15 protein-coding genes and 2 tRNA genes are annotated in these 18,710 nt (G+C 61.7%); 11 read left to right on the top strand and 6 right to left on the bottom strand.

The annotated features are described in order from the left end of the window. Positions 1-11 precede the first annotated feature (11 nt). The 4 genes from ACNAOT_RS15410 to ACNAOT_RS15395 all read left to right on the top strand — a co-directional run bounded on the left by ACNAOT_RS15410 (position 12) and on the right by ACNAOT_RS15395 (position 4,597). On the top strand, positions 12-3,092 hold the full coding sequence (locus ACNAOT_RS15410) for a UPF0182 family protein (RefSeq protein WP_420178487.1): 3,081 nt from the start codon (positions 12-14) through the stop codon (positions 3,090-3,092). 133 nt (positions 3,093-3,225) lie between these two features. Continuing rightward, positions 3,226-3,299 (top strand) — tRNA-Met (locus ACNAOT_RS15405). 305 nt (positions 3,300-3,604) lie between these two features. Continuing rightward, positions 3,605-3,678: transfer RNA gene (locus ACNAOT_RS15400), tRNA-Met, on the top strand. Positions 3,679-3,799: 121 nt separating this feature from the next. Next, complete coding sequence (locus tag ACNAOT_RS15395; protein WP_420178486.1) at positions 3,800-4,597, top strand: GntR family transcriptional regulator; 798 nt, start codon at positions 3,800-3,802, stop codon at positions 4,595-4,597. A gap of 106 nt (positions 4,598-4,703) precedes the next feature. On the opposite strand, the gene ACNAOT_RS15390 is transcribed toward ACNAOT_RS15395, so the two are convergent. Then, positions 4,704-5,492: a PspA/IM30 family protein gene (locus ACNAOT_RS15390; protein ID WP_054808911.1), complete on the bottom strand. Its 789-nt coding sequence runs from the start codon at positions 5,490-5,492 to the stop codon at positions 4,704-4,706. A gap of 98 nt (positions 5,493-5,590) precedes the next feature. Further along, positions 5,591-7,639: a TPM domain-containing protein gene (locus ACNAOT_RS15385; RefSeq protein WP_420178485.1), complete on the bottom strand. Its 2,049-nt coding sequence runs from the start codon at positions 7,637-7,639 to the stop codon at positions 5,591-5,593. Positions 7,640-7,971: 332 nt separating this feature from the next. Between ACNAOT_RS15385 and ACNAOT_RS15380 the strand changes: the two genes are divergently transcribed. The 6 genes from ACNAOT_RS15380 (at position 7,972) to ACNAOT_RS15355 (ending at position 14,437) form a co-directional block, all read left to right on the top strand. Continuing rightward, positions 7,972-9,600, top strand: coding sequence for a S1C family serine protease (locus ACNAOT_RS15380; protein ID WP_420178484.1), 1,629 nt, complete (start codon positions 7,972-7,974; stop codon positions 9,598-9,600). 260 nt (positions 9,601-9,860) lie between these two features. Beyond that, a complete protein-coding gene (locus ACNAOT_RS15375; protein ID WP_420178483.1) occupies positions 9,861-10,664 on the top strand; it encodes an electron transfer flavoprotein subunit beta/FixA family protein in 804 nt (267 codons plus the stop codon). 14 nt (positions 10,665-10,678) lie between these two features. Next, positions 10,679-11,632, top strand: coding sequence for an electron transfer flavoprotein subunit alpha/FixB family protein (locus tag ACNAOT_RS15370; RefSeq protein ID WP_091468639.1), 954 nt, complete (start codon positions 10,679-10,681; stop codon positions 11,630-11,632). A gap of 20 nt (positions 11,633-11,652) precedes the next feature. Then, on the top strand, positions 11,653-12,417 hold the full coding sequence (locus tag ACNAOT_RS15365; protein ID WP_166660298.1) for a PIG-L deacetylase family protein: 765 nt from the start codon (positions 11,653-11,655) through the stop codon (positions 12,415-12,417). A gap of 74 nt (positions 12,418-12,491) precedes the next feature. Then, the gene (locus ACNAOT_RS15360) at positions 12,492-13,037 is read left to right on the top strand and encodes a gluconokinase (protein WP_420178482.1); all 546 of its coding nucleotides are present in this window, start codon (positions 12,492-12,494) and stop codon (positions 13,035-13,037) included. After that, entirely contained in the window at positions 13,034-14,437 is a 1,404-nt protein-coding gene (locus ACNAOT_RS15355) for a gluconate:H+ symporter (RefSeq protein ID WP_091468631.1), read from the top strand. The genes ACNAOT_RS15360 and ACNAOT_RS15355 overlap by 4 nt, the downstream gene beginning before the upstream one ends. 82 nt (positions 14,438-14,519) lie before the next feature. On the opposite strand, the gene ACNAOT_RS15350 is transcribed toward ACNAOT_RS15355, so the two are convergent. The 4 genes from ACNAOT_RS15350 to ACNAOT_RS15335 form a co-directional block, all read right to left on the bottom strand. Then, the gene (locus tag ACNAOT_RS15350; protein WP_420178481.1) at positions 14,520-15,353 is read right to left on the bottom strand and encodes an anti-sigma factor domain-containing protein; all 834 of its coding nucleotides are present in this window, start codon (positions 15,351-15,353) and stop codon (positions 14,520-14,522) included. Between the two features lies 1 nt (position 15,354). Continuing rightward, entirely contained in the window at positions 15,355-15,960 is a 606-nt protein-coding gene (gene sigK, locus ACNAOT_RS15345; RefSeq protein WP_166660316.1) for an ECF RNA polymerase sigma factor SigK, read from the bottom strand. A 188-nt stretch (positions 15,961-16,148) separates the two neighbouring features. Continuing rightward, the gene (locus ACNAOT_RS15340) at positions 16,149-16,616 is read right to left on the bottom strand and encodes a tRNA (cytidine(34)-2'-O)-methyltransferase (RefSeq protein WP_178996968.1); all 468 of its coding nucleotides are present in this window, start codon (positions 16,614-16,616) and stop codon (positions 16,149-16,151) included. 38 nt (positions 16,617-16,654) lie between these two features. Continuing rightward, entirely contained in the window at positions 16,655-17,599 is a 945-nt protein-coding gene (locus ACNAOT_RS15335) for a J domain-containing protein (RefSeq protein ID WP_091468621.1), read from the bottom strand. Between the two features lie 154 nt (positions 17,600-17,753). Here ACNAOT_RS15335 and ACNAOT_RS15330 point away from each other — a divergent pair, with 154 nt between their 5' ends. Further along, on the top strand, positions 17,754-18,647 hold the full coding sequence (locus ACNAOT_RS15330; RefSeq protein WP_420178480.1) for a diacylglycerol/lipid kinase family protein: 894 nt from the start codon (positions 17,754-17,756) through the stop codon (positions 18,645-18,647). The last annotated feature ends 63 nt before the right edge of the window (positions 18,648-18,710 follow it).

The following is an 18,710-nucleotide window of genomic DNA, read 5'->3' as shown; positions in this document are numbered from 1 at the left end:
TCGTGGCATAGATGACGGCCCCTGCCACATCCCAGCGGCAGGGAAAGTCAGCACTCGCACACCGACTGTTCACTGACACCAATGAGGTACAGAGTTTGTCCCGTCCCGCCAGCTCCAACCCGCCCGGAAGATCACCGCTGAGACGAGGTGCCCTGACTCCGACGCTCATTGTCGTGGCAGTGGCCGTCGTCGGGTTCATTTTCTTCGCCAATGTGTGGACTGACGTCCTGTGGTACCAGCAGCTTGGCTTTTTCGAAGTTTATATCCGCGAAAACCTCGCAAGGATCATTACGTTCCTCATCGGTTTCGCCATGATGTTTGCCGCTGTTTTCTTCGCCATCAGGATCGCCTACCGCTCCCGGCCCGTCTACGCTCCGGATGCTGAGGCCCGGGACAACCTCAACCGTTACCAGGCGCAGCTTGAGCCTGTCCGTCGGGTTGTCATGATCGGCCTCCCCCTCCTGTTCGGGCTCTTCGCCGGCAGTGCGGCAGCCAGCCAGTGGCAGAAGGCCCTGTTGTTCTTCAACCAGGAGCCGTTCGGACAGACAGACCCGTTGTTCAACATGGATATCAGCTTCTATCTGATGACGCTGCCGTTCCTGGGCTTTGTCACCGGGTTCCTGATCAGCATCGCCGTTGTTGCTGGTATCGCAGGCATCCTGACGCACTACCTCTATGGCAGCATCCGCCTCATGGAACGCGGCATCTTCACAAGCAGGGCAGCGCAAATCCATATCGCCGTCACCGGCGCTCTTTTCCTGGGCCTGCTGGGCATCAATTTCTGGTTGGACAGGTACACAACTGTCCAGAGCAACTCCGGCCGCTGGGCCGGCGCACTTTACACGGATGTTAATGCCGTTGTACCCACCAAGGCGATCCTTGCCGTAGCCGCGGGCCTTGTTGCCATCCTGTTCATTATTGCCGCGATCATTGGTCGTTGGCGCCTTCCGGTGATCGGCACGGCCATGCTGGTCATCACGGCCATTCTGGCCGGCGGTGTCTACCCGTGGGTTATTCAGCAGTTCCAGGTTCGTCCGTCTGAGAACACCTTGGAAAAGGAGTTCATTGATCGAAATATCAAGATGACGCGGGCTGCTTACGGTCTGGACAAGATCGACGTATCTGCTTACAACGCCACCACCACGGCGACTACCGGTGCCTTGGCGGCGGACGCGCAGACTACTGCCAATATCCGCCTCCTTGACCCGAACCTCATTTCCTCGGCATTCGCTCAGCTTGAGCAGTACCGCCCGTACTACCAGTTCCCGCAAACCCTGAATGTTGACCGCTACATGGTTGATGGCAAAGTCCAGGACACCGTTATTGCGGTTCGCGAACTGAACCCGGATGGCCTGAGCGCAAACCAGCAGACGTGGGTTAACAGGCACATCGTTTACACCCATGGTTATGGCGTCGTCGCCGCCAAGGGCAACAAGTTCACGGCCGACGGCAAGCCGGAGTTCCTGCAGTCGGGCATTCCGTCCAACGGCGTCCTCGGCAACGACAATTCATACGAACCCCGCATCTACTTCGGCGAGAACTCTCCGGAATACTCCATCGTCGGCGCGCCGGAGGGTGCTCCGAACCGAGAGCAGGACCGGCCAGCGGGACGTGAAGGTGGCGGGGAGACGCAGTACACATTCAGCGGTAATGGCGGACCAAACGTCGGTAACTGGCTCAACAGAATCCTCTACTCCATCAAGTTCCAATCTTCGGATCTGTTGCTTTCGGACGGCGTCAATGCCGAATCCCAGATTCTCTACGAACGCAATCCGCGCGAACGCGTAGAGAAGCTGGCCCCGTACCTGACTGTCGATGGCAATGCATACCCGGCGGTCGTTGACGGCCGGGTCAAGTGGATCGTTGACGGCTACACCACCAGCCAGTATTTCCCGTACTCCCAGCCTCAACAGTTGCAGAACGCCACTGTTGACTCGCAAACCAGTGCCGGACGTACCGTGGCTCTGCCGAACAGCTCGGTGAACTACATCCGCAACTCGGTCAAGGCCACTGTGGATGCTTACGACGGTTCCGTCAATCTCTACGCATGGGACGACCAGGACCCCATCCTGAAGGCATGGCAAAAGGTCTTCCCAACGGTCATCAAGCCCTACTCGGAAATGTCCGGCGACCTCATGAGCCACGTACGTTACCCCGAGGACCTGTTCAAGGTTCAGCGTGAACTGCTCGGGCGGTACCACGTGACCGACCCGGACAGCTTCTACCAGAACAACGATGCTTGGAGCGTTCCGAACGATCCCACCGTTTCGGAAGCCGTCAAACAGCCTCCGTTCTACATGTCACTGCAGATGCCTGACCAGGAGAAGCCGGCGTTCCAGTTGACCTCATCCTTCATTCCTCAAACGGTCAACGGCAGCGCCCGAAACATCCTGTACGGCTTCCTCGCGGCTGACTCCGACGCCGGGAACGTCAAGGGCGTTAAGGGGGAGAGTTACGGAAAGCTGCGGCTCCTGGAGCTCCCCACCGATACCCAGGTCCCTGGTCCCGGACAGGCGCAAAACAAGTTCAACTCTGACCCCACTGTGTCTCAGGCGCTGAACCTACTGCGACAGGGCGCATCAGATGTGCTGAATGGCAACCTGTTGACTCTTCCCGTGGGTGGTGGCCTGCTCTACGTACAGCCTGTCTACCTGAAGTCCACAGGTGAGACGTCGTACCCCACATTGCAGCGTGTGCTTGTGGCATTTGGTGACAAGATCGGCTTCGCGGCTACCCTGGATGAAGCTCTTGACCAGTTGTTCGGCGGCGACTCCGGTGCTACTGCCGGCGACTCGGATAACAACGGCCAGACGCCCACCTCGCCTCCTGGCACCACGCCGCCGCCTGCTGGCCCCACTGACGCCAAGGCTGACCTCAAGGCAGCCCTGGATGAGGCCAACAAGGCCATCCAGGATGGCCAGGCGGCATTGGCCAAGGGTGACTTCGCCGGCTACGGTGCGCAGCAAACCAAATTGTCTGACGCACTCAAGAAGGCGATCGACGCTCAGGCCCGTTTGGACGCCACTCCGGCTCCAACAGCGACGCCGGGAGCTACTTCCAGTGCGACGCCGTCGCCCTCACCAAGCAGCTAGTTCTGTAGGCGGTTGAAAGGCCGGCGCCTGCTCCCTTCCGGGGGCGGGCGCCGGCCTTTTCCGTTGGCGAGACACACATCACGTCGCCTCGATTTGGTCTGCCATTCACCGGACGGTAATGTTGTTCTTGCGACGCGGGGTGGAGCAGTTCGGTAGCTCGCTGGGCTCATAACCCAGAGGTCACAGGTTCAAATCCTGTCCCCGCAACTGGAGAAAAGGTCCGGATCAGTAAACACTGATCCGGACCTTTTGTTTTGCCCTGAAGGTCCCAACCCGGCATCTTCCCTGCTCCGACGCTCTCTCACGCCCCTCGGGTTTGAGCCCCACCTTCTCTCACGTCCCTGGGCTTAAGCCCGGCGCTCGGAAGGCATTGGCAGGCCGACGGCGAAGCGCCTTTTGGCCGCTGGCCACGGTGACCGCAAAATGTTCAGGGTTGAGGGAGTGATCTGCGGCACCTTGGGTGCCATATGGTCAGAAGCACCCTGGGCGGTGGGGTAGAGTTGTTCTTGCGACGCGGGGTGGAGCAGTTCGGTAGCTCGCTGGGCTCATAACCCAGAGGTCACAGGTTCAAATCCTGTCCCCGCAACTGGAGAAAAGATCCGGATCAGTGACAACTGGTCCGGATCTTTTGTTTAAGGGGTAACCGGTACACCGGTGCTAGCATCAAACCCGGATTTGCTGAGGCAAGAAATGGATGGGAAGGCCCAATGGTCAACGACGACTACGAGTTTGGCCTAGAGCGTGAAGTCCTCCAGAGGGACAGCCCTGTTGCCGTGTATCAGCAGGTGGCGGACGTGCTCACGGATCAAGTCAGCCGCCTGGAGCCGGGGTCGCGGATTCCCACGGAAGAGTCCCTGATGGATGCCTACGGCATTAGCCGGACCACCGTCCGGAAGGCGATCGAAACACTGGTTGTGAAGGGCCTGTTGGTCCGTAGGCAGGGCAAAGGGACGTTCGTGATGGCTCAGCGCCCCGTCAAGATGCTGAATCGTCTGGCACCGTTCATGGAGACGTTCACGGCGGCCGGCATGAAGACTGTCAAGGGACTCATCGAATACAAGTGGATGGAGAAGGACAAATCGGTGCCAGCCAAGCTGGTTTCCGATGACAATCTAGTTCTGGTCATCCGCCGCTCCTACTCAAGCGCGGGTTGGCCTTATGCCATAGCCGAGATTTTCATCCCCTCGCACATTGGACGCCACATCAGCCTCGCCGATGCCGAACGGAACTCCATCTATCAAGTTATCCAAGACAGGACACTGAAGCCCCTCCATCGGGCGGAAATCACTGTGACAATGCATGCACCGCCCGAGCACCTGGCAGACGCTCTGAACGTCCGCGGGTTTGCTATGGTGCCACGCTTGGAGCGGACTACTTTAGGCCCGCATGGAGAGGTTCTGGAGTGCACGGTGACCTACTTCCACCCCAAGGGATTTGAAATCCGCGCTGAAGTGGCAACCGACGTCAGCCCCGGCCAGGATTCGCCAGTTCCTTCGGCAGGTTAGGTGAAAACCGAAAAATGGGCCGGATCCCTGCGAGGATCCGGCCCATTTCCTGGTTCAGCGGTATGTTGAGGCAATCCGCCCAGTGGAGTTGCAGCCCGTTTAGTTCCTAGAGCTTGTCGAAGTCAGCTTCGTCGACAGTTGCGCCGGTTGACGCCGGAGCTCCCGCGCCGATGGCAGGCTTGGAACCGCCCGACTTCAGGGCCGCAAGACGGGCTTCGATCTCGGTCTGCTCTCCGAGATCTTCGAGCTGGTTGAACTGCGCATCGAGGCTGGAGCTGGCGAGTTCCTGCTGGCCCAGGACCTTGGCCTCTTCGCGGCGGATCTTCTCTTCGAAGCGGCCCACCTCGCTGGTGGGATCCATGATGTCGATGCTCTTAAGGGCATCGTGCACCTGGGACTGCGCGGCAGCGGTCTTGGAGCGTGCCACCAACTCGTTGCGCTTGGCGGTGAGTTGGTTCAGCTTGTTCTTCATCTGGTCAAGCCCGGTCTTGAGCTTGTCCACCACCTCGGTCTGGGACGCGATGCTCGGCTCTGCTCCCTTTGCCTCGGACTCCGCCGTCATCTGGCGCTGGATGGCTACCTTGGCAAGGTTGTCGAACTTTTGGGCATCAACGGAATCACCGGAAGCGCGGTACTCGTCGGCTTTCCGGGATGCTGCCAGGGCCTTGTTGCCCCAATCCTGAGCGTTCTTGACGTCCTCGTTGTAGTCCGCCTGAAGCATCCGCAGGTTGCCGATGGTCTGGGCCACGGCTGATTCGGCCTCGGCAATGTTGTTCGTGTAGTCGCGGACCATCTGGTCCAGCATCTTCTGCGGGTCCTCAGCCTGGTCCAGCAAGGCGTTGATGTTTGCCTTGGCGAGCTGTGAGATCCGACCGAAAATGGACTGCTTAACCATGGTGTTGCCTTTCGTCCTGCTCAGTGGTGACACTGAAATCAGTGATCAGTTGTTGTACCGCTTCTATGCGGGGCGTGGACCCCGCCTAGTCTGTCTGGCTAGAAGCTGCCGGAGTCTCCACCGCCAAAGTCGCCCCCACCGCCGCCGAAGTCACCGCCGCCGGAATCGCCGCCGAAGAAGCCACCGCCTCCGCCGTCATTCCCGCCGCCCCAGCCGCCTCCTCCACCGTTCAGGATGGAGTTGATGAGGATGCCGCCGAGTATTGCTCCGCCGAGGCCGCCGCCTCCGCCGCCCCCGCCGAACATCCCGCCGCGGCCGTAGCCTTGGTCGGCGTAACCGAACTGGTCGACGTCAGACTGCGCGAGTTGCGCCGCCTGGGCTGCCAGCGAATGCGCCTGCTGTGCATAAGTAAGAGCGGTCACGGGGTCGTTGCGCGAAATCGAAAGCGCGTAATCGAGGTTGCGCTGCGCTTCCGCCAGCCTTGTCCGGGCCTCTGTGCCCACGCCACCGCGGCGGGCTGTGATGTAGTCCGATGTTGCGCTGATCTGCGCCTGGGCGGCCATGATTGTTTGCTGCAGGGAGGCCTGTGCTCGGCGGGCCTGCTCCTGCTGGTCGCGGATGCCGGACAACGACTGATCGAGCGCCTGGTGGGCTGACTCTACGCGGCTCAGCGTCGCAATGGGATCGATCTTTCCGCCTTGGATCTCGGTCTTCACCTGTGCCAGGGCGGCTTCCACGCCGGCCACGGGCCCGGCGAGTTCCGGGTGTTCGCCGGACTGGATCATCGCACGGGCCTGGGCAAGGTCCTGGCTGGTCTCCGCCACGGCGCCTTCCAAGGAGGAGCGTGCCTCATCAAGGCTGCCTGCCGTCTTGGAGATGGCATCGATCAGCACGTTGGTCTGGTGCAGGCTTTCTTCTGCGGCACGAACTGCCACAGCAGCCAGGCTGTTCTCGCCGGTTGCCAATTTTTCCTGGGCGGCGGTGGCGGCGTTCTGCACGAATGCGAGTCGCTCCTTGGCCTGCAGGATGTTGTCTGAGACCTGAGCCAAGGCGGACTCGGCGTACTTGGCGCGCAATCCCTCTAGGGACTGCTCTGCGCTGGCGATCTTGGCATCGGCTTCCTTGGCTCCCGCAGTTACTGCTGCCAAAGCCTGAGGGGCGTTCTTCTCAAGCTCGCGCAAAGAGTCGAAGTCAGCCTTCTGATCACGCAGTGACGCCAGGGCGGCCTCTGAGCGGCGGATGATTTCGCCAAGCCAGCTCCGCTGCTGCTCTTCGGTATCAGGAATGTGGTCGTCCAGCTGCTGCTGCAGCTTGAACGACTCCGTCATGTGGCCCTTCGCCTCTTCCAAGGCTTTGGTGAAGTTGCCAATAGCAGAGTCACCATACTGCGCCTGGGCGAAACCAAGTTCCTGTTCGCTGGACTTGATGGCGTCGTCCGCCTCGATCAACAGCGAACCGCTCTTCTGGCGCAGTTCCGGAATGGTGAGGCCCGCTAGAGGGTCAAGTTCCTCACCCTGCGGCCCGTAGCTGGCGCTGACGGCCTTGGTGCTGCCCTTCTTGCGGCGGTTTCGGAGATAGAGGTACGTACCGGCGCCGCCTGCTGCGACCACGCCCACCCCGACAAGGACGCCAACGCCGGCGTTGCCGCTGGGCACTGTTCCGCTGCCTCCACCTGCGGCGTCGCCAATGGCAGCAGCAGTGTCAATGGCTGCCTGGGCGTAGTCCTTCTTGCCACCGGCCAGATTGGCAACGACGGCGTTCTGCGCGATGGCAGATTGTTTGGAATAGATGGAGCTGCCCGAGTTAAGGGTGAAGTTGTACTGGCCGGCCGTAGAGATCGCCAGAACGGCGTCGGCCTTGCCCATGCCCCTATCCTTGGCAACGGCCGCAACCCATGCAGCAGGATCGCTTGGATTCTCGAACTTGTCCACCGTGACCACGTACAGGTTGTACTTGTGGTCCTTGAGCGTCTTTTGGATGGCTTCCTGGACTTCGCCTTTTCGGCTACCTAGGACGTTTGCGTCGTCCACGATGTTTTGGCCGGACGGAATGGTCACCGGATCGGCAGCCCAGGCTGCGCCGGCCGGCAGGGCCAACATTCCAGCCAGGCCGATAACGGCGAGTACGCGTTTAACTATTGACCGCATGTGCAACCCTTCAGCACGTCTGCGACTGGAACAAGGCGTACCAATCGTCACAGAATGCTCAGCGCCCCCACGCATGGTGTAAAGCCGCAGGTCGCTGTGGCAATTCCTCTTGATTCTATGGTGCACCCCATGGCCCGTCCACAGGGGTGAATATGCCACCAGCGAAATATAGGAGAGAGCTGCAATGTTGATCCGTTGAGGGTCTTTTTGAAAGGTTCGCACCGGCTGCGGGAACAGGGGCTGGGGTCTTTCAGGAAGCTCCCAGCGAACGTCCGCTTTTGTTCCAGTTATTGGGTACATAGTTATTGGAGACGAGGACGAAAGGAAGACCCATGACGGAGAACCCAGCGCAGGGCACCGCACCAGAGGACCGCGAGCCATCCGAGCCGCGGAATACGACGGGGGAGCAGGGCGATGCAGCCGCCACCCAGCAGCAGCCTGCCTGGACGTCGGGACAAGCGGCCGCTACGGACGGCACTGCACAGCACACCACTCCGCTGCCTGCCTTCCAGCGGCCGGCAGCCCAGCATCAGTCCCAGCAACCGCAGCAGCCGCAGTACTACGGCGCTCCGCAGCAGAATGATCCGGCTCACCGCCCTAGCTACCCCCAGCACCAGCCGTTCTACGGGGGTTCAAACCCCGGAACAAATGGAAATACCGGCAGCCAGTTCCACAACGCACCGGGATTCCAGAATGCCCAAGGCCAGAATGGCCCCGGAATGCAGCACACCCCAAACCACTCTTCGGCGGTAGCCAACAAGCGTAAGCCGGCATTCGGTGTCGGCACCCTTGTGGCAAGCATGCTTGCGGCAGGTTTGATCGGTGGCGGTGTTGTGGCCGGCAGTAACGCCCTGTGGGATAACCCCGCCCCGGCTGCTTCAACGGGCGGGCAGTCCAGCACGGTCATCGTGAACAACAAAGACGACGTCAACGTCATTACCGCTGCGGCAGCCAAGGCATCGCCCAGCGTGGTGACCATCAAGGCGACCAGCGGCAACGAGGGCGGAACGGGTTCCGGCATCATCCTCGACGACCAAGGCCACATCCTCACGAACACCCACGTCGTAACGTTGGACGGTGCTACCGCCAACGCTGCCATCGAGGTCCGGACGAGTGACGGAAGGGTCCTGAAGGCCACAGTGGTTGGCACGGACCCGTTGTCAGACCTCGCCGTGATCAAGGTGAGCGATGCATCGGGCCTTGTCCCGGCGACTCTGGGTGACTCGTCCAAGATCAACGTGGGGGACACCGCCGTCGCTATTGGCTCGCCGTTGGGCCTCACCGGCACGGTGACGGACGGCATCGTGTCCACGCTCAACCGCACCATTAGTGTTGCGTCGTCGGCTGTGCCAGAGGGGACTCCGGATGAGAGCCAGGGCGATGATGAGGGCTTCCAGTTCGCGCCGCCGAACGGTGGCCAGAGCCAGCGGACTGCCAATGAGGGTTCCATCGCCATTAACGTGATCCAGACTGATGCAGCGATCAATCCCGGCAACTCCGGCGGTGCCCTGGTGAACAGCAAGGGCGAGGTCATCGGCGTCAACGTTGCGATCGCCTCGGCGGGCAGCGGATCATCCGATTCTTCGGCCGGGAACATCGGCGTCGGCTTCAGTGTCCCGATCAACCACGCCAAGCGCGTCGCGCAGGAGATCATCGATACCGGCAAGGCCAGCCATGGTCAGTTTGGTGTGTCCGTTCGTTCGAAGTCCTCTTCAGGCAGCGATTCAGGCTTCTCCGTGGGGGCTGAGGTTGCCTCGGTGACGTCGGGTTCGGCAGCTGCCAAGGCTGGGCTCAAGGTCGGTGATGTCGTTACCAAGTTCGGCGACTACACCGTGAGCGATCCCAACCAGTTGACCGCCGCTGTCCGCGAGCAGCCGGCCGGTGCCAAGGTGAAGGTCACCATTCAGCGTGGTGGCCAGACACAAGAGGTAGAGGTCACCCTCGACGCCGCCCAGCAGTAGGCGGCCCATTAGCAGGCAAGAACAACGTACGACGGCGGACGGCACCTCCCTGGTGTCGCCCGCCGTTTTGCTGTGGCCAAGCAGTCAACCGCAACAAACGCATCGCGCGTAGCTGAAACAGGACTTAACGCGGGGAGTGGTTTTCTGCGGGCAATATGCTTAGCTAGGACGAGCCCACGCGATGGGCAATTTACGGCCACGCTGCTGCGTTTGGCCGTCCACAAGCATGGAAGGCTGCTTCGAAGACAGTGGAAGAGACATTGAAGATTGTCGTTCTGGTCAAGCACGTCCCGGACGCCCAGTTCGACCGGCACATCACCGGACCTGGCAACACAACCGACCGTGAAGAGAGCATTTTGTCCGAACTGGACGAATACGCCCTCGAGGCAGCGCTCCAACTGGCAGAGGAACGCGGCGGCCCGAAGGCCGGAAACGAGGTTATTGCCTTGAGCATGGGCCCGTCCGGTGCGGTCAATGCTGTGAAGAAGTCCCTCCAGATCGGCGCGTATTCCGGCGTCCACCTCAGCGATGACGCTTTGGCTGGTTCGGATGCTGCTGCTACATCTCTGGCACTTTCCGCCGCCATCCGCCACATCTCAGCCGACGGCCGACCGGTGGACCTGGTTCTGACGGGCATGGCCTCCACGGACGGCGAGACGTCGCTCATCCCCGCCCAGCTTGCCGAACGTTTGTCGTTCCCGCAGGTCACCTTTGCCTCCAGCCTTGAGGTCGCGGGCGGCCAGGTCACGGCCCGCCGCGACGCCGGCGCCTTCTCCGAGACGGTTGAAGCGCAACTCCCTGCAGTGGTCTCGGTGACCGACCAGATCAACGAACCGCGCTATCCCAATTTCAAGGGCATCCTGGCTGCCAAGAAGAAGAAGATTGCCTCCCTGACGCTGGCCGACATCGGCGTGGACGCCTCACAGGTCGGCTTGGCCGGCTCGTGGACAGTGGTCGAGTCTGCAGAGGCACGCCCACCGCGGACAGCAGGAACCATCATCACAGACGACGGCGACGCCGGCATCAAGCTGGTCGACTTCCTCGCCGCACAGAAGCTGCTCTAAAGGGGACTCCAACCATGGCAAATGCACTTGTTTTCATTGATAACCCGGGAGCAGCGCTCAAGAAGAGCAGCCTGGAGCTCCTGACCATCGCCCGTTCCCTGGGGGAGACCGCCGTCGCGTTCACCGGGCAGCTGCACGACGACGTCGCCGCCACCTTGGGTGCATACGGTGCCACCACGGTCTACCAGCCGTCGGTGGACAACCTCGACAACTATTTGGTGGGACCCAAGGCCGCTTACCTCGCCGCTGCCGTGGCAGCGTCCGGAGCTACGACGGTACTCCTGGACAACTCGCCTGAGGGCAAGGAAATCGCGGGCAGGCTCGGCATCAAGCTCAACGCCGGCGTCATCACCGACGTCGTGGGCGTTGAGGCTGACGGCACCGCGCACAAGTCGGTTTTGGCGGGCTCCTACAACACCACCGCTAAGGCCACCACTCCGGTGACGGTTCTTTCGGTCAAAGCCAACAACGTAGAGCCTGCACCGGCTGGTACTGCGGCAGCCCCGTCAACCTCCACGGTAGACGTTCCGGCAGACGCCATCGCGAACTCCGCACGCATCGCGGCGCGGACCGAGAAGCCCGTCAGCGGCCGGCCGGACCTCAGCGAAGCAAGGATCGTCGTTGCCGGTGGTCGTGGCGTTGACGGCGACTTCGGCCCGCTCGAAGAGCTTGCCGATGCCCTGGGCGCGGCAGTTGGTGCGTCCCGCGCCGCTACCGATGCAGGGTGGATCGGCCACGACGCACAGGTTGGCCAGACCGGCGTCACGGTGTCACCGCAGCTCTACATTTCTGCCGGCATCTCAGGGGCCATTCAGCAAAAGGCCGGGATGCAGACTTCCAAGGTCATTGTGGCCATCAATAAGGACGCAGAATCGCCGGTGTTCGAGATTGCCGACTACGGCATCATCGGTGACCTCTTCAAGGTTCTCCCGCAGGCAACTGCGGAGATCAAGAAGCGGAAAGGCTGATCCCTTTGTCCACTGACGCCATGTCAGCGAAGAGCCCGTTCGACGCCTCTACGGAGCGCGTTGAGCGGGTGCTTTGTTTTACTGCCCATCCTGACGACATCGACTTTGGCGCTGCCGGGACCATCGCGGCCTGGACGGCGGCCGGCGTCGAGGTCAGCTATTGCATCATGACCGACGGCGACGCCGGCGGCTTTGATCCGGTGGATAGGGAACGAATCACCGAACTCCGCGCAGAGGAGCAACAGCGGGCAGCAGCCCTGGTGGGAGTCACCGACATCCATTACCTGCATGAGCATGACGGCTACCTTGAGCCGACACATGGCGTCATCAAGCAAGTAGTGAAGCTGATTCGCGAGATCCGTCCCGACATCGTGCTCACCATGCACCCGGAAAGGAACTGGGATCGCCTGCAGAAGAGCCACCCTGACCACCTCGCAGCAGGCGAAGCCGTTACCCGGGCGGTCTACCCGGCAGTGGAAAATCCCTTTGCCTACCCCGAGCTGGCCGCGGAAGGACTTACTGCCTACAAGCTGCCGTGGTTGTGGTTTATCTCCAGCCCGGATGCCAGGGAGAACTACTTTGTGGATGTCTCGGACCACGTGGAGGCAAAGCTTGACGCCATCCGCGTCCATGCGAGCCAGCACCCGGATATCGAAGGTATGGAGCGCGTGGTCCGGAGCATGATGTTGGCCAACGGGGAGCGTGCCGGCCTGCCCGCCGGGACCAGCGCGGAGGCTTTCCACGTAGTGTCCGTTAACGGGTCAAGCACCATCGCCGGCTTCTGACGTTGCTGTGGTGTAACCCGTGTCATATGCTTGATCTCGGTTAAATCATATTTATTCGAGGAAGGCAGACTTTGATGGCGAAGACTGCGCAGCAACCTGTACTGGTGATTATGGGAGTCTCCGGTTCGGGCAAATCGACTGTAGCCGGCGTATTGGCAGGGAAGCTTGGATGGGACCTTGCTGAAGGCGATGACCTCCATCCTGAAGCGAACGTGGCAAAGATGCACTCGGGACAGGCCCTCAGCGATGAGGACCGCTGGCCTTGGCTGGGTATCATCTCGGATTGGATCAGGGCGCACGTGGATTCCGGAACCCCGGCGATCATCACCTGCTCGGCACTGAAAAAGAAATACCGCGACGTACTCAGGGGTGAAGGCGTTGTCTTCGTCTTCCTGCAGGGGAGCAAGGACAAGATCTCGGATCGCCTAGCCTCCAGGCATGGGCACTTCATGCCGCCGTCGCTCCTGGAATCCCAGTTCGACGCTCTTGAGGAACCCACGGAGGACGAAAACCACATCTCCTTGTGCGTTTCCGCGTCGCCGGCCGAGGAAGCCGACGAAGTCATTGAACGGCTCGGCCTCCGGACCCTGGGCGCCGGTGCCGAAGTGACCGCCTCGTGAGGGTCCTGGAAACAGCGACCCAGGTGCAGGAATGGACAGCGCACGACACCCAACTTCTTGTGGTGGCAGCGCTTGGCATTGCCCTGATTGTGGTTCTGATCGCAAAACTGAAACTGCATCCGTTCCTGGCGCTGGTCTTGGGCTCGGCCTTTGTTGGCTTGGCGTCAGGCGTGGAACTGGGCAAGGTCATCACCAACTTCGAGGACGGCGTCGGGGGTGTCCTCAAGGAAGTCGGCCTGCTCATTGCGCTCGGAGCCATGCTGGGGAAGTTGCTGGCTGATTCCGGCGGAGCCAACCGCGTGGTGGACACCCTGTTGGCTAAAGCCAGCGGCAACAAGCTCGTGTGGATGATCACGCTCGTGGCTGTGATCATCGGCTTGCCAATGTTCTTCGAAATCGGACTCGTTCTGCTGCTTCCGGTGATTGTCCTGGTTACCCAGCGGTCCAAGATGAAGCTGATGCGTATCGCTATTCCGGCGTTGGCAGGCCTGTCCGTGCTTCACGGACTGGTGCCACCGCACCCGGGTCCGTTGATTGCGATCAGCGCAGTCAAAGCGGAACTGGGAACAACGCTCGGCTTGGGCATCCTCGTGGCGATCCCCACGGTTATTATCTGTGGCCCGCTCTTCTCGCGGTTGGCTGCCCGTTGGGTACCTGTTGACGCTCCGGCCGTAGCCGGAGGCATCGACACCCAGCACGCAGCCGATCTGAGCGAAGTGAAGCGCCAGCCGTCGTTCCTTGTGACACTGCTGACCATTATCTTCCCCGTGGTCCTCATGTTGCTGAAGGCTTTGGGCGGCATCATCTGGCCAAACCCTGAAACGGCACCGGCAATCAGGATCTTCTTCGACTTCGTGGGCCAGCCTCTGGTGGCCATGACGTTGGCGGTCCTTTTGGCAATCGTGACGTTCGGATACGCCGTAGGCTTCACCGGCAGCAGGATCACAGCCAAATTGGGTGAAAGCCTGGGGCCCATCGCTGCCATCCTCCTCATTGTGGGCGCCGGTGGTGGTTTCAAGCAGACCTTGATCGGTGCCGGTGTAGGCGATGCCGTCAAGAAATGGGCAGAAGGCGCCAACATGTCGGTCCTGGTGCTCGGCTTCATCGTGGCGGTGGCTCTCCGCCTGGCCACGGGCTCGGCGACAGTGGCGACCGTGACTGCAGCGGGTATTGTGGCACCCCTCGCCAGCAGCCTTAGCCCGACGCACGCAGCCTTGCTGGCCTTGGCCATCGGAGCAGGGTCCCTGTTCCTGTCCCACGTCAACGACGCTGGATTCTGGCTGGTCAAGGAATTGTTCGGCCTTACCGTTGGGCAGACGTTCAAAACCTGGTCCGTGATGGAGACGCTGATCTCCGTGGTGGGCTTCGGCTTCGTGATGCTTCTATCGCTCGTGTTGTAGCTGCGAAAGCAGCCGACAAACGCACGACGCCGGCCGTCCCCTTAGGTGGGGCGGCCGGCGTCGTGCGCTGTTTGGTCATGCGTCAGGCGCTGAGCCCCACCACCAGGACCGGGTCCGTGGTGGGGGCGCTGGATCCGCCAGTGGGTTCCACGGTGATGGCTACGGACGAGGCTGAGGACAGGCCCTTTACGACGGCTGGCTTGGAGAGCGTCTCCGCATCCATGGTTCCCTGCGGTACAGGGGCGGAGCCGTCCTTGGGCAAGGTCCACAACTGGTAGACCTTGCCTTCCGGCGCCGGTGCAACCCCGTCCATCAGAACCACGAAGGAATCTTTGGCCGATGATGCAGAGATGGTGGCCGTACCACCGCCGGGAACAGGCGCGGACTTCTTCTGGACATCCTGTGCCTGCAGAACCTGGTTGACCGGGTCATTCTGCGCAGAAACGTAGGCGCCCACTCCGATGCCGCCCAGTGCAATCACAGCTGCTGCGGCAGCTCCGACGATCCATCTGCGTGCGCCGCCGGCGCGAGTGCGTTCTGCGCGCCTGGCCCTTGCAGCCGAAAGGTCGTCGACGGCGGGATCCGCTACAGCTGGGGCCGCTGGCTCGGCAGGGGGGCGGGTAGCGGCATCCGTGGTGATGCGTTCCATGATGTTGTCGAAGAGTCCGGCCGGGGGTGCCTCTTCCGGCGCGAAGCTGACTGACAGTGCCTCGCGGGCTTCGCGGACCCGATCAAGGAACTCAGGACGTTCAGGAGCGTCCTTGATGTAGTCGTCGATCATGGCCCGTTCGTCGTCGTTCACGGCGTCCAGGGCATAGATTTCCGCCAGTTCCAGAACGCGGCCCTCGGCGAGGTCGGTGGCGATGTCGTTGGCAAACATTCTGCGGATAAAGCCTCCACTGGTGTTTTCACTCATATCAACCCACCCCCAGGCAGGTCTTCAGACGTAGTAGTCCATCACGGATGCGGGATTTGATGGTGGGGACAGCGGCACCGAGATGCTCGGCTACTTCCCGGTAGGTCAGTCCGCCATAGTATGCGAGGCGGACGGATTCGCGCTGCGTGTCCGTGAGCGTACCGAGGCAGCGGCTGACAGCTTCGGCCTCCAGGTTCGTGTCGGCTTCCTCTGCCACCAGGTCGCGGTCCGGATCGAGGCTCGCTGCGCCGTACTTGGCTTCGCGGTCGGTTGCCGCTTGCACGGCGCGGACACGGTCAATGGCCCGCCGGTGGGCGATGGTCATCAGCCAGGCCAGTGGAGTCCCGGCGGCACGGTCGAATTTGGCAGCACCCTGCCAAACCTGGATATAGACCTCTTGGGTGGCGTCCTCGCTGAGGTCAGGGTCTATCAGGACGCGCCTGGCCATACCGAACACACGCCGCGAGGTGAGGCTATAGAACTCGGCGAAAGCCTGCTGGTCGCGTGCTGCCACGAGTTCGAGCAAGCCAGCCAGCTGCGAGTTCAGATCAGTCGCAGAGCCGGTAGCTTCGGAGACCGGGGGGCCGGGGTTGTTGGGGATGTCCATCACCGTCCAGCATATGTCGTCCCGTTTGAAACCGGCAGCATAACGGGATTGCGTCGACGGCGCGGCGGTGCAGCGGCTTGCCGTCATCACCCTGGTCTGCAGCGCACTCACGAAGGCTCCCTCAACGAATGTCCAAGGCAGGAGTTGTCCTGCATAAGGTATTCGGTGCTGCGGGGCCGTTGGATGGGCTACACCTTGGCGCCGGCAAATCCGTTCTGCCGCCAAGCTTCAAAGACGGCGATCGAAGCAGCGTTGGCCAGGTTGAGCGAACGAAGCGACGGCTTCATGGGAAGGCGAACACGCGCTGTAACGTGCGGATCCTGTTTGAGCCAATCCGGCAGGCCCACGGACTCCGGACCGAACATGAGGACGTCGCCCTCGCGGTAACTGATGTCCGTATAGGACGTTTCACCGTCGGAGGTGTAGGCGAAAACCCGTTCCGGCTTGAGTGCGGCCCACGCGGCATCGATGTCCTTGTGGACAGTAACTACGGCGAGATCGTGGTAGTCGAGGCCGGCGCGGCGCAGCTTGGCATCGGAAAAATCGAAGCCGAGGGGCTCCACCAAGTGAAGCTCGGCCCCCGTGATGGCGGCCAAACGGATGGCGTTGCCCGTATTGCCCGGGATTTCTGGAGTGTGGAAGAGGATGCGGAACACGGTCCCATCTTAGTCAGCCCCGTAGAAGTCGGCTGCGCCTAGTGCATCCCGCGAAGCAGACGTGCCAGAACTGGTATCACCACAGTGTTCGGCGCTGGCCCTGAACTGAGAAATTGCTTGAGCCCCCTCACCAGCCCTGCCGCGTTGACTACTTCCACAGCGTTGTGGCTCGACTGGCCCTTGCCGTATTGGTCGATAACTGGTTCGTGGAGGTTGCCGTCAGGGCTGTGCAGAACCACCCAGCCGGTGACATTGAGTTCGGGAAAGAGGTCCTGCATGTGGCGGACGATGTGCGCGAGCTGCGGTGGAGCTACCGAACGCCCGCCGTGCCGCAGCGAGTGGCCATCCCAGGCATAGGCACCTTTGGGCAGGAGCATCGAACCGATCAACGCCAGCCGGTAGCCGGAAAGGACGGCGTGATCGATGTGATTGTTGTCCGACGGCGAGCGCAACCCGTTGATCAGCCGGGCGGCGGGTATGGCAGTCAGGACCTGCCGGCTGATGAGCTGCACAGTGCGCATCTCGCGTTGAATGCGGGCCTCGGCTCCAAATATGCCGCGTTTGCGGGGGAGCCCGTGGACCTGCTGGGCCGCTTCGGCCGCTGAAATGAGCGGAACCTCGGTGGGATCGTCAAACGCAGGGACATAGACCGGGGGGTCGCCCGCCGTATTGCGCTGGGCCTGGGGTCGCTTGACGTTTGTGGTGGCGGAGGGACCCGGCGTGGCAGTGCCGGTGTAGTCCCCGGGCCGGGGCTGACTGACGCTTGAGGCTCCACGGGCGTACCTTCGGTCGTACTCGGCCCGTCGTTTGGGATCAATCAGGGTTTCGTAAGCGAGGGTGACACGCCGGAACATCTCGGCTTCTCCACCGTGGTCAGGGTGTGCCTTCCTGGCAGCCTTTCGGTACGCCACTTTGATCTCCTTGTCCGTAGCTGTGACGGAAACGCGGAGAACCTGATAGTGCGAGCTGTTGCCCTCGGCCAAGCACGGGCCCTTCTCTGTGATGGTGGTGCGCCTCCGGGGAAGCGCGGTACTGGCAAGTTTATCCAGCCACTATGTGAACGTCGGTAACGGGCCCCGTGGTTCCCGCTGGCATAATTCACGCTGTGAACCCTTCGGCAACCGATAACACCTGAGCATGCCGAAGAAAATCGCTGTCGCCATCAACCCTGCTGCCTCATTCGGCCGCGGGCGCAATGCCGGGCACCAAGCCGTAGGTCTCCTCCGCGCCGCCGGCCTGGACGTCGTCGTACTTGAAGCCGACGACTACGACGCCCTGCGGAGTGCAGTGGATGTGACCTTGGCAGCTGGTGTGGAGGCGTTGGTAGTGGTAGGTGGCGACGGCATGGTCCATCTGGGTGTCAATGCGGTTGCCGGGATGGACATTCCCCTCGGCATTGTTCCTGCCGGAACAGGCAACGACGTCGCGCGGCTGTTGGCTTTGCCGCTGAACGACACTGGGGCCGCGTGCCGCAGGCTGCTGGCTGCCCTGGAAACGGGCGGGCGCAGGATCGACGTCGGACGGGTCGCCGCAGGCGGTGAGACCAGCTACTTCGCGGGCGTCCTGTCCGCCGGCTTTGATGCGGCCGTCAACGAGCGGGCCAATTCCTGGCGGTGGCCCCGCGGGAAGAGCCGGTACAACCTTGCGATGCTCACGGAACTGGTTTCCTTCCGGCGAATCACCTACACCGTGACCGCCGATGACGTGACCTGGCGGCAGCCTGCCTTGCTCATTTCAGTGGCCAACGGTCAGTTCATAGGCGGGGGCATGCAGATTACACCTGACGCGGTTCCCGATGACGGGTGGCTGGACATGTTTGTGGTGAAGCCCTTGTCGCGGCTCAGCTTCCTTGCAGTGTTTCCCAAGGTTTTCGCCGGGAAGCACACCAGCCATCCTGCCGTGGAGATCAAGCGCGTCCGGAAAGTGCAGTTGGACGCCGAAAGCGTGGTGGCCTACGCCGACGGGGAGCGCATCGCCGAGTTGCCGGTCGTCGTCGATCTTGTTCCCGCAGGCTTATGGGTGCTTGCCTAGTGCGTGCGCGGTGCTGGCGGGGCCTCGTTGCGGCAGGCGGCTAGACTCGATCGCGGCGACAAG

Source organism: Paenarthrobacter sp. TA1.8 (assembly GCF_048595705.1).
GTDB classification, from domain to species: Bacteria; Actinomycetota; Actinomycetes; order Actinomycetales; family Micrococcaceae; genus Arthrobacter; species Arthrobacter nitroguajacolicus.
The sequence above is the reverse complement of the archived record's forward strand: the minus strand, read 5'-3'. Positions and strand labels throughout refer to the sequence as shown.

Bases quoted from the DNA above. Each gene is read 5' to 3' on its own strand.
- ACNAOT_RS15360 (WP_420178482.1), top strand. From the start codon at position 12,492: ATGGCGAAGACTGCGCAGCAACCTGTACTGGTGATTATGGGAGTCTCC.
- ACNAOT_RS15385 (WP_420178485.1), bottom strand. From the start codon at position 7,639: ATGCGGTCAATAGTTAAACGCGTACTCGCCGTTATCGGCCTGGCTGGA.
- ACNAOT_RS15380 (WP_420178484.1), top strand. From the start codon at position 7,972: ATGACGGAGAACCCAGCGCAGGGCACCGCACCAGAGGACCGCGAGCCA.
- ACNAOT_RS15410 (WP_420178487.1), top strand. From the start codon at position 12: ATGACGGCCCCTGCCACATCCCAGCGGCAGGGAAAGTCAGCACTCGCA.
- sigK (WP_166660316.1), bottom strand. From the start codon at position 15,960: ATGGACATCCCCAACAACCCCGGCCCCCCGGTCTCCGAAGCTACCGGC.
- ACNAOT_RS15330 (WP_420178480.1), top strand. From the start codon at position 17,754: ATGCCGAAGAAAATCGCTGTCGCCATCAACCCTGCTGCCTCATTCGGC.
- ACNAOT_RS15395 (WP_420178486.1), top strand. From the start codon at position 3,800: ATGGTCAACGACGACTACGAGTTTGGCCTAGAGCGTGAAGTCCTCCAG.
- ACNAOT_RS15350 (WP_420178481.1), bottom strand. From the start codon at position 15,353: ATGAGTGAAAACACCAGTGGAGGCTTTATCCGCAGAATGTTTGCCAAC.
- ACNAOT_RS15370 (WP_091468639.1), top strand. From the start codon at position 10,679: ATGGCAAATGCACTTGTTTTCATTGATAACCCGGGAGCAGCGCTCAAG.
- ACNAOT_RS15365 (WP_166660298.1), top strand. From the start codon at position 11,653: ATGTCAGCGAAGAGCCCGTTCGACGCCTCTACGGAGCGCGTTGAGCGG.
- ACNAOT_RS15390 (WP_054808911.1), bottom strand. From the start codon at position 5,492: ATGGTTAAGCAGTCCATTTTCGGTCGGATCTCACAGCTCGCCAAGGCA.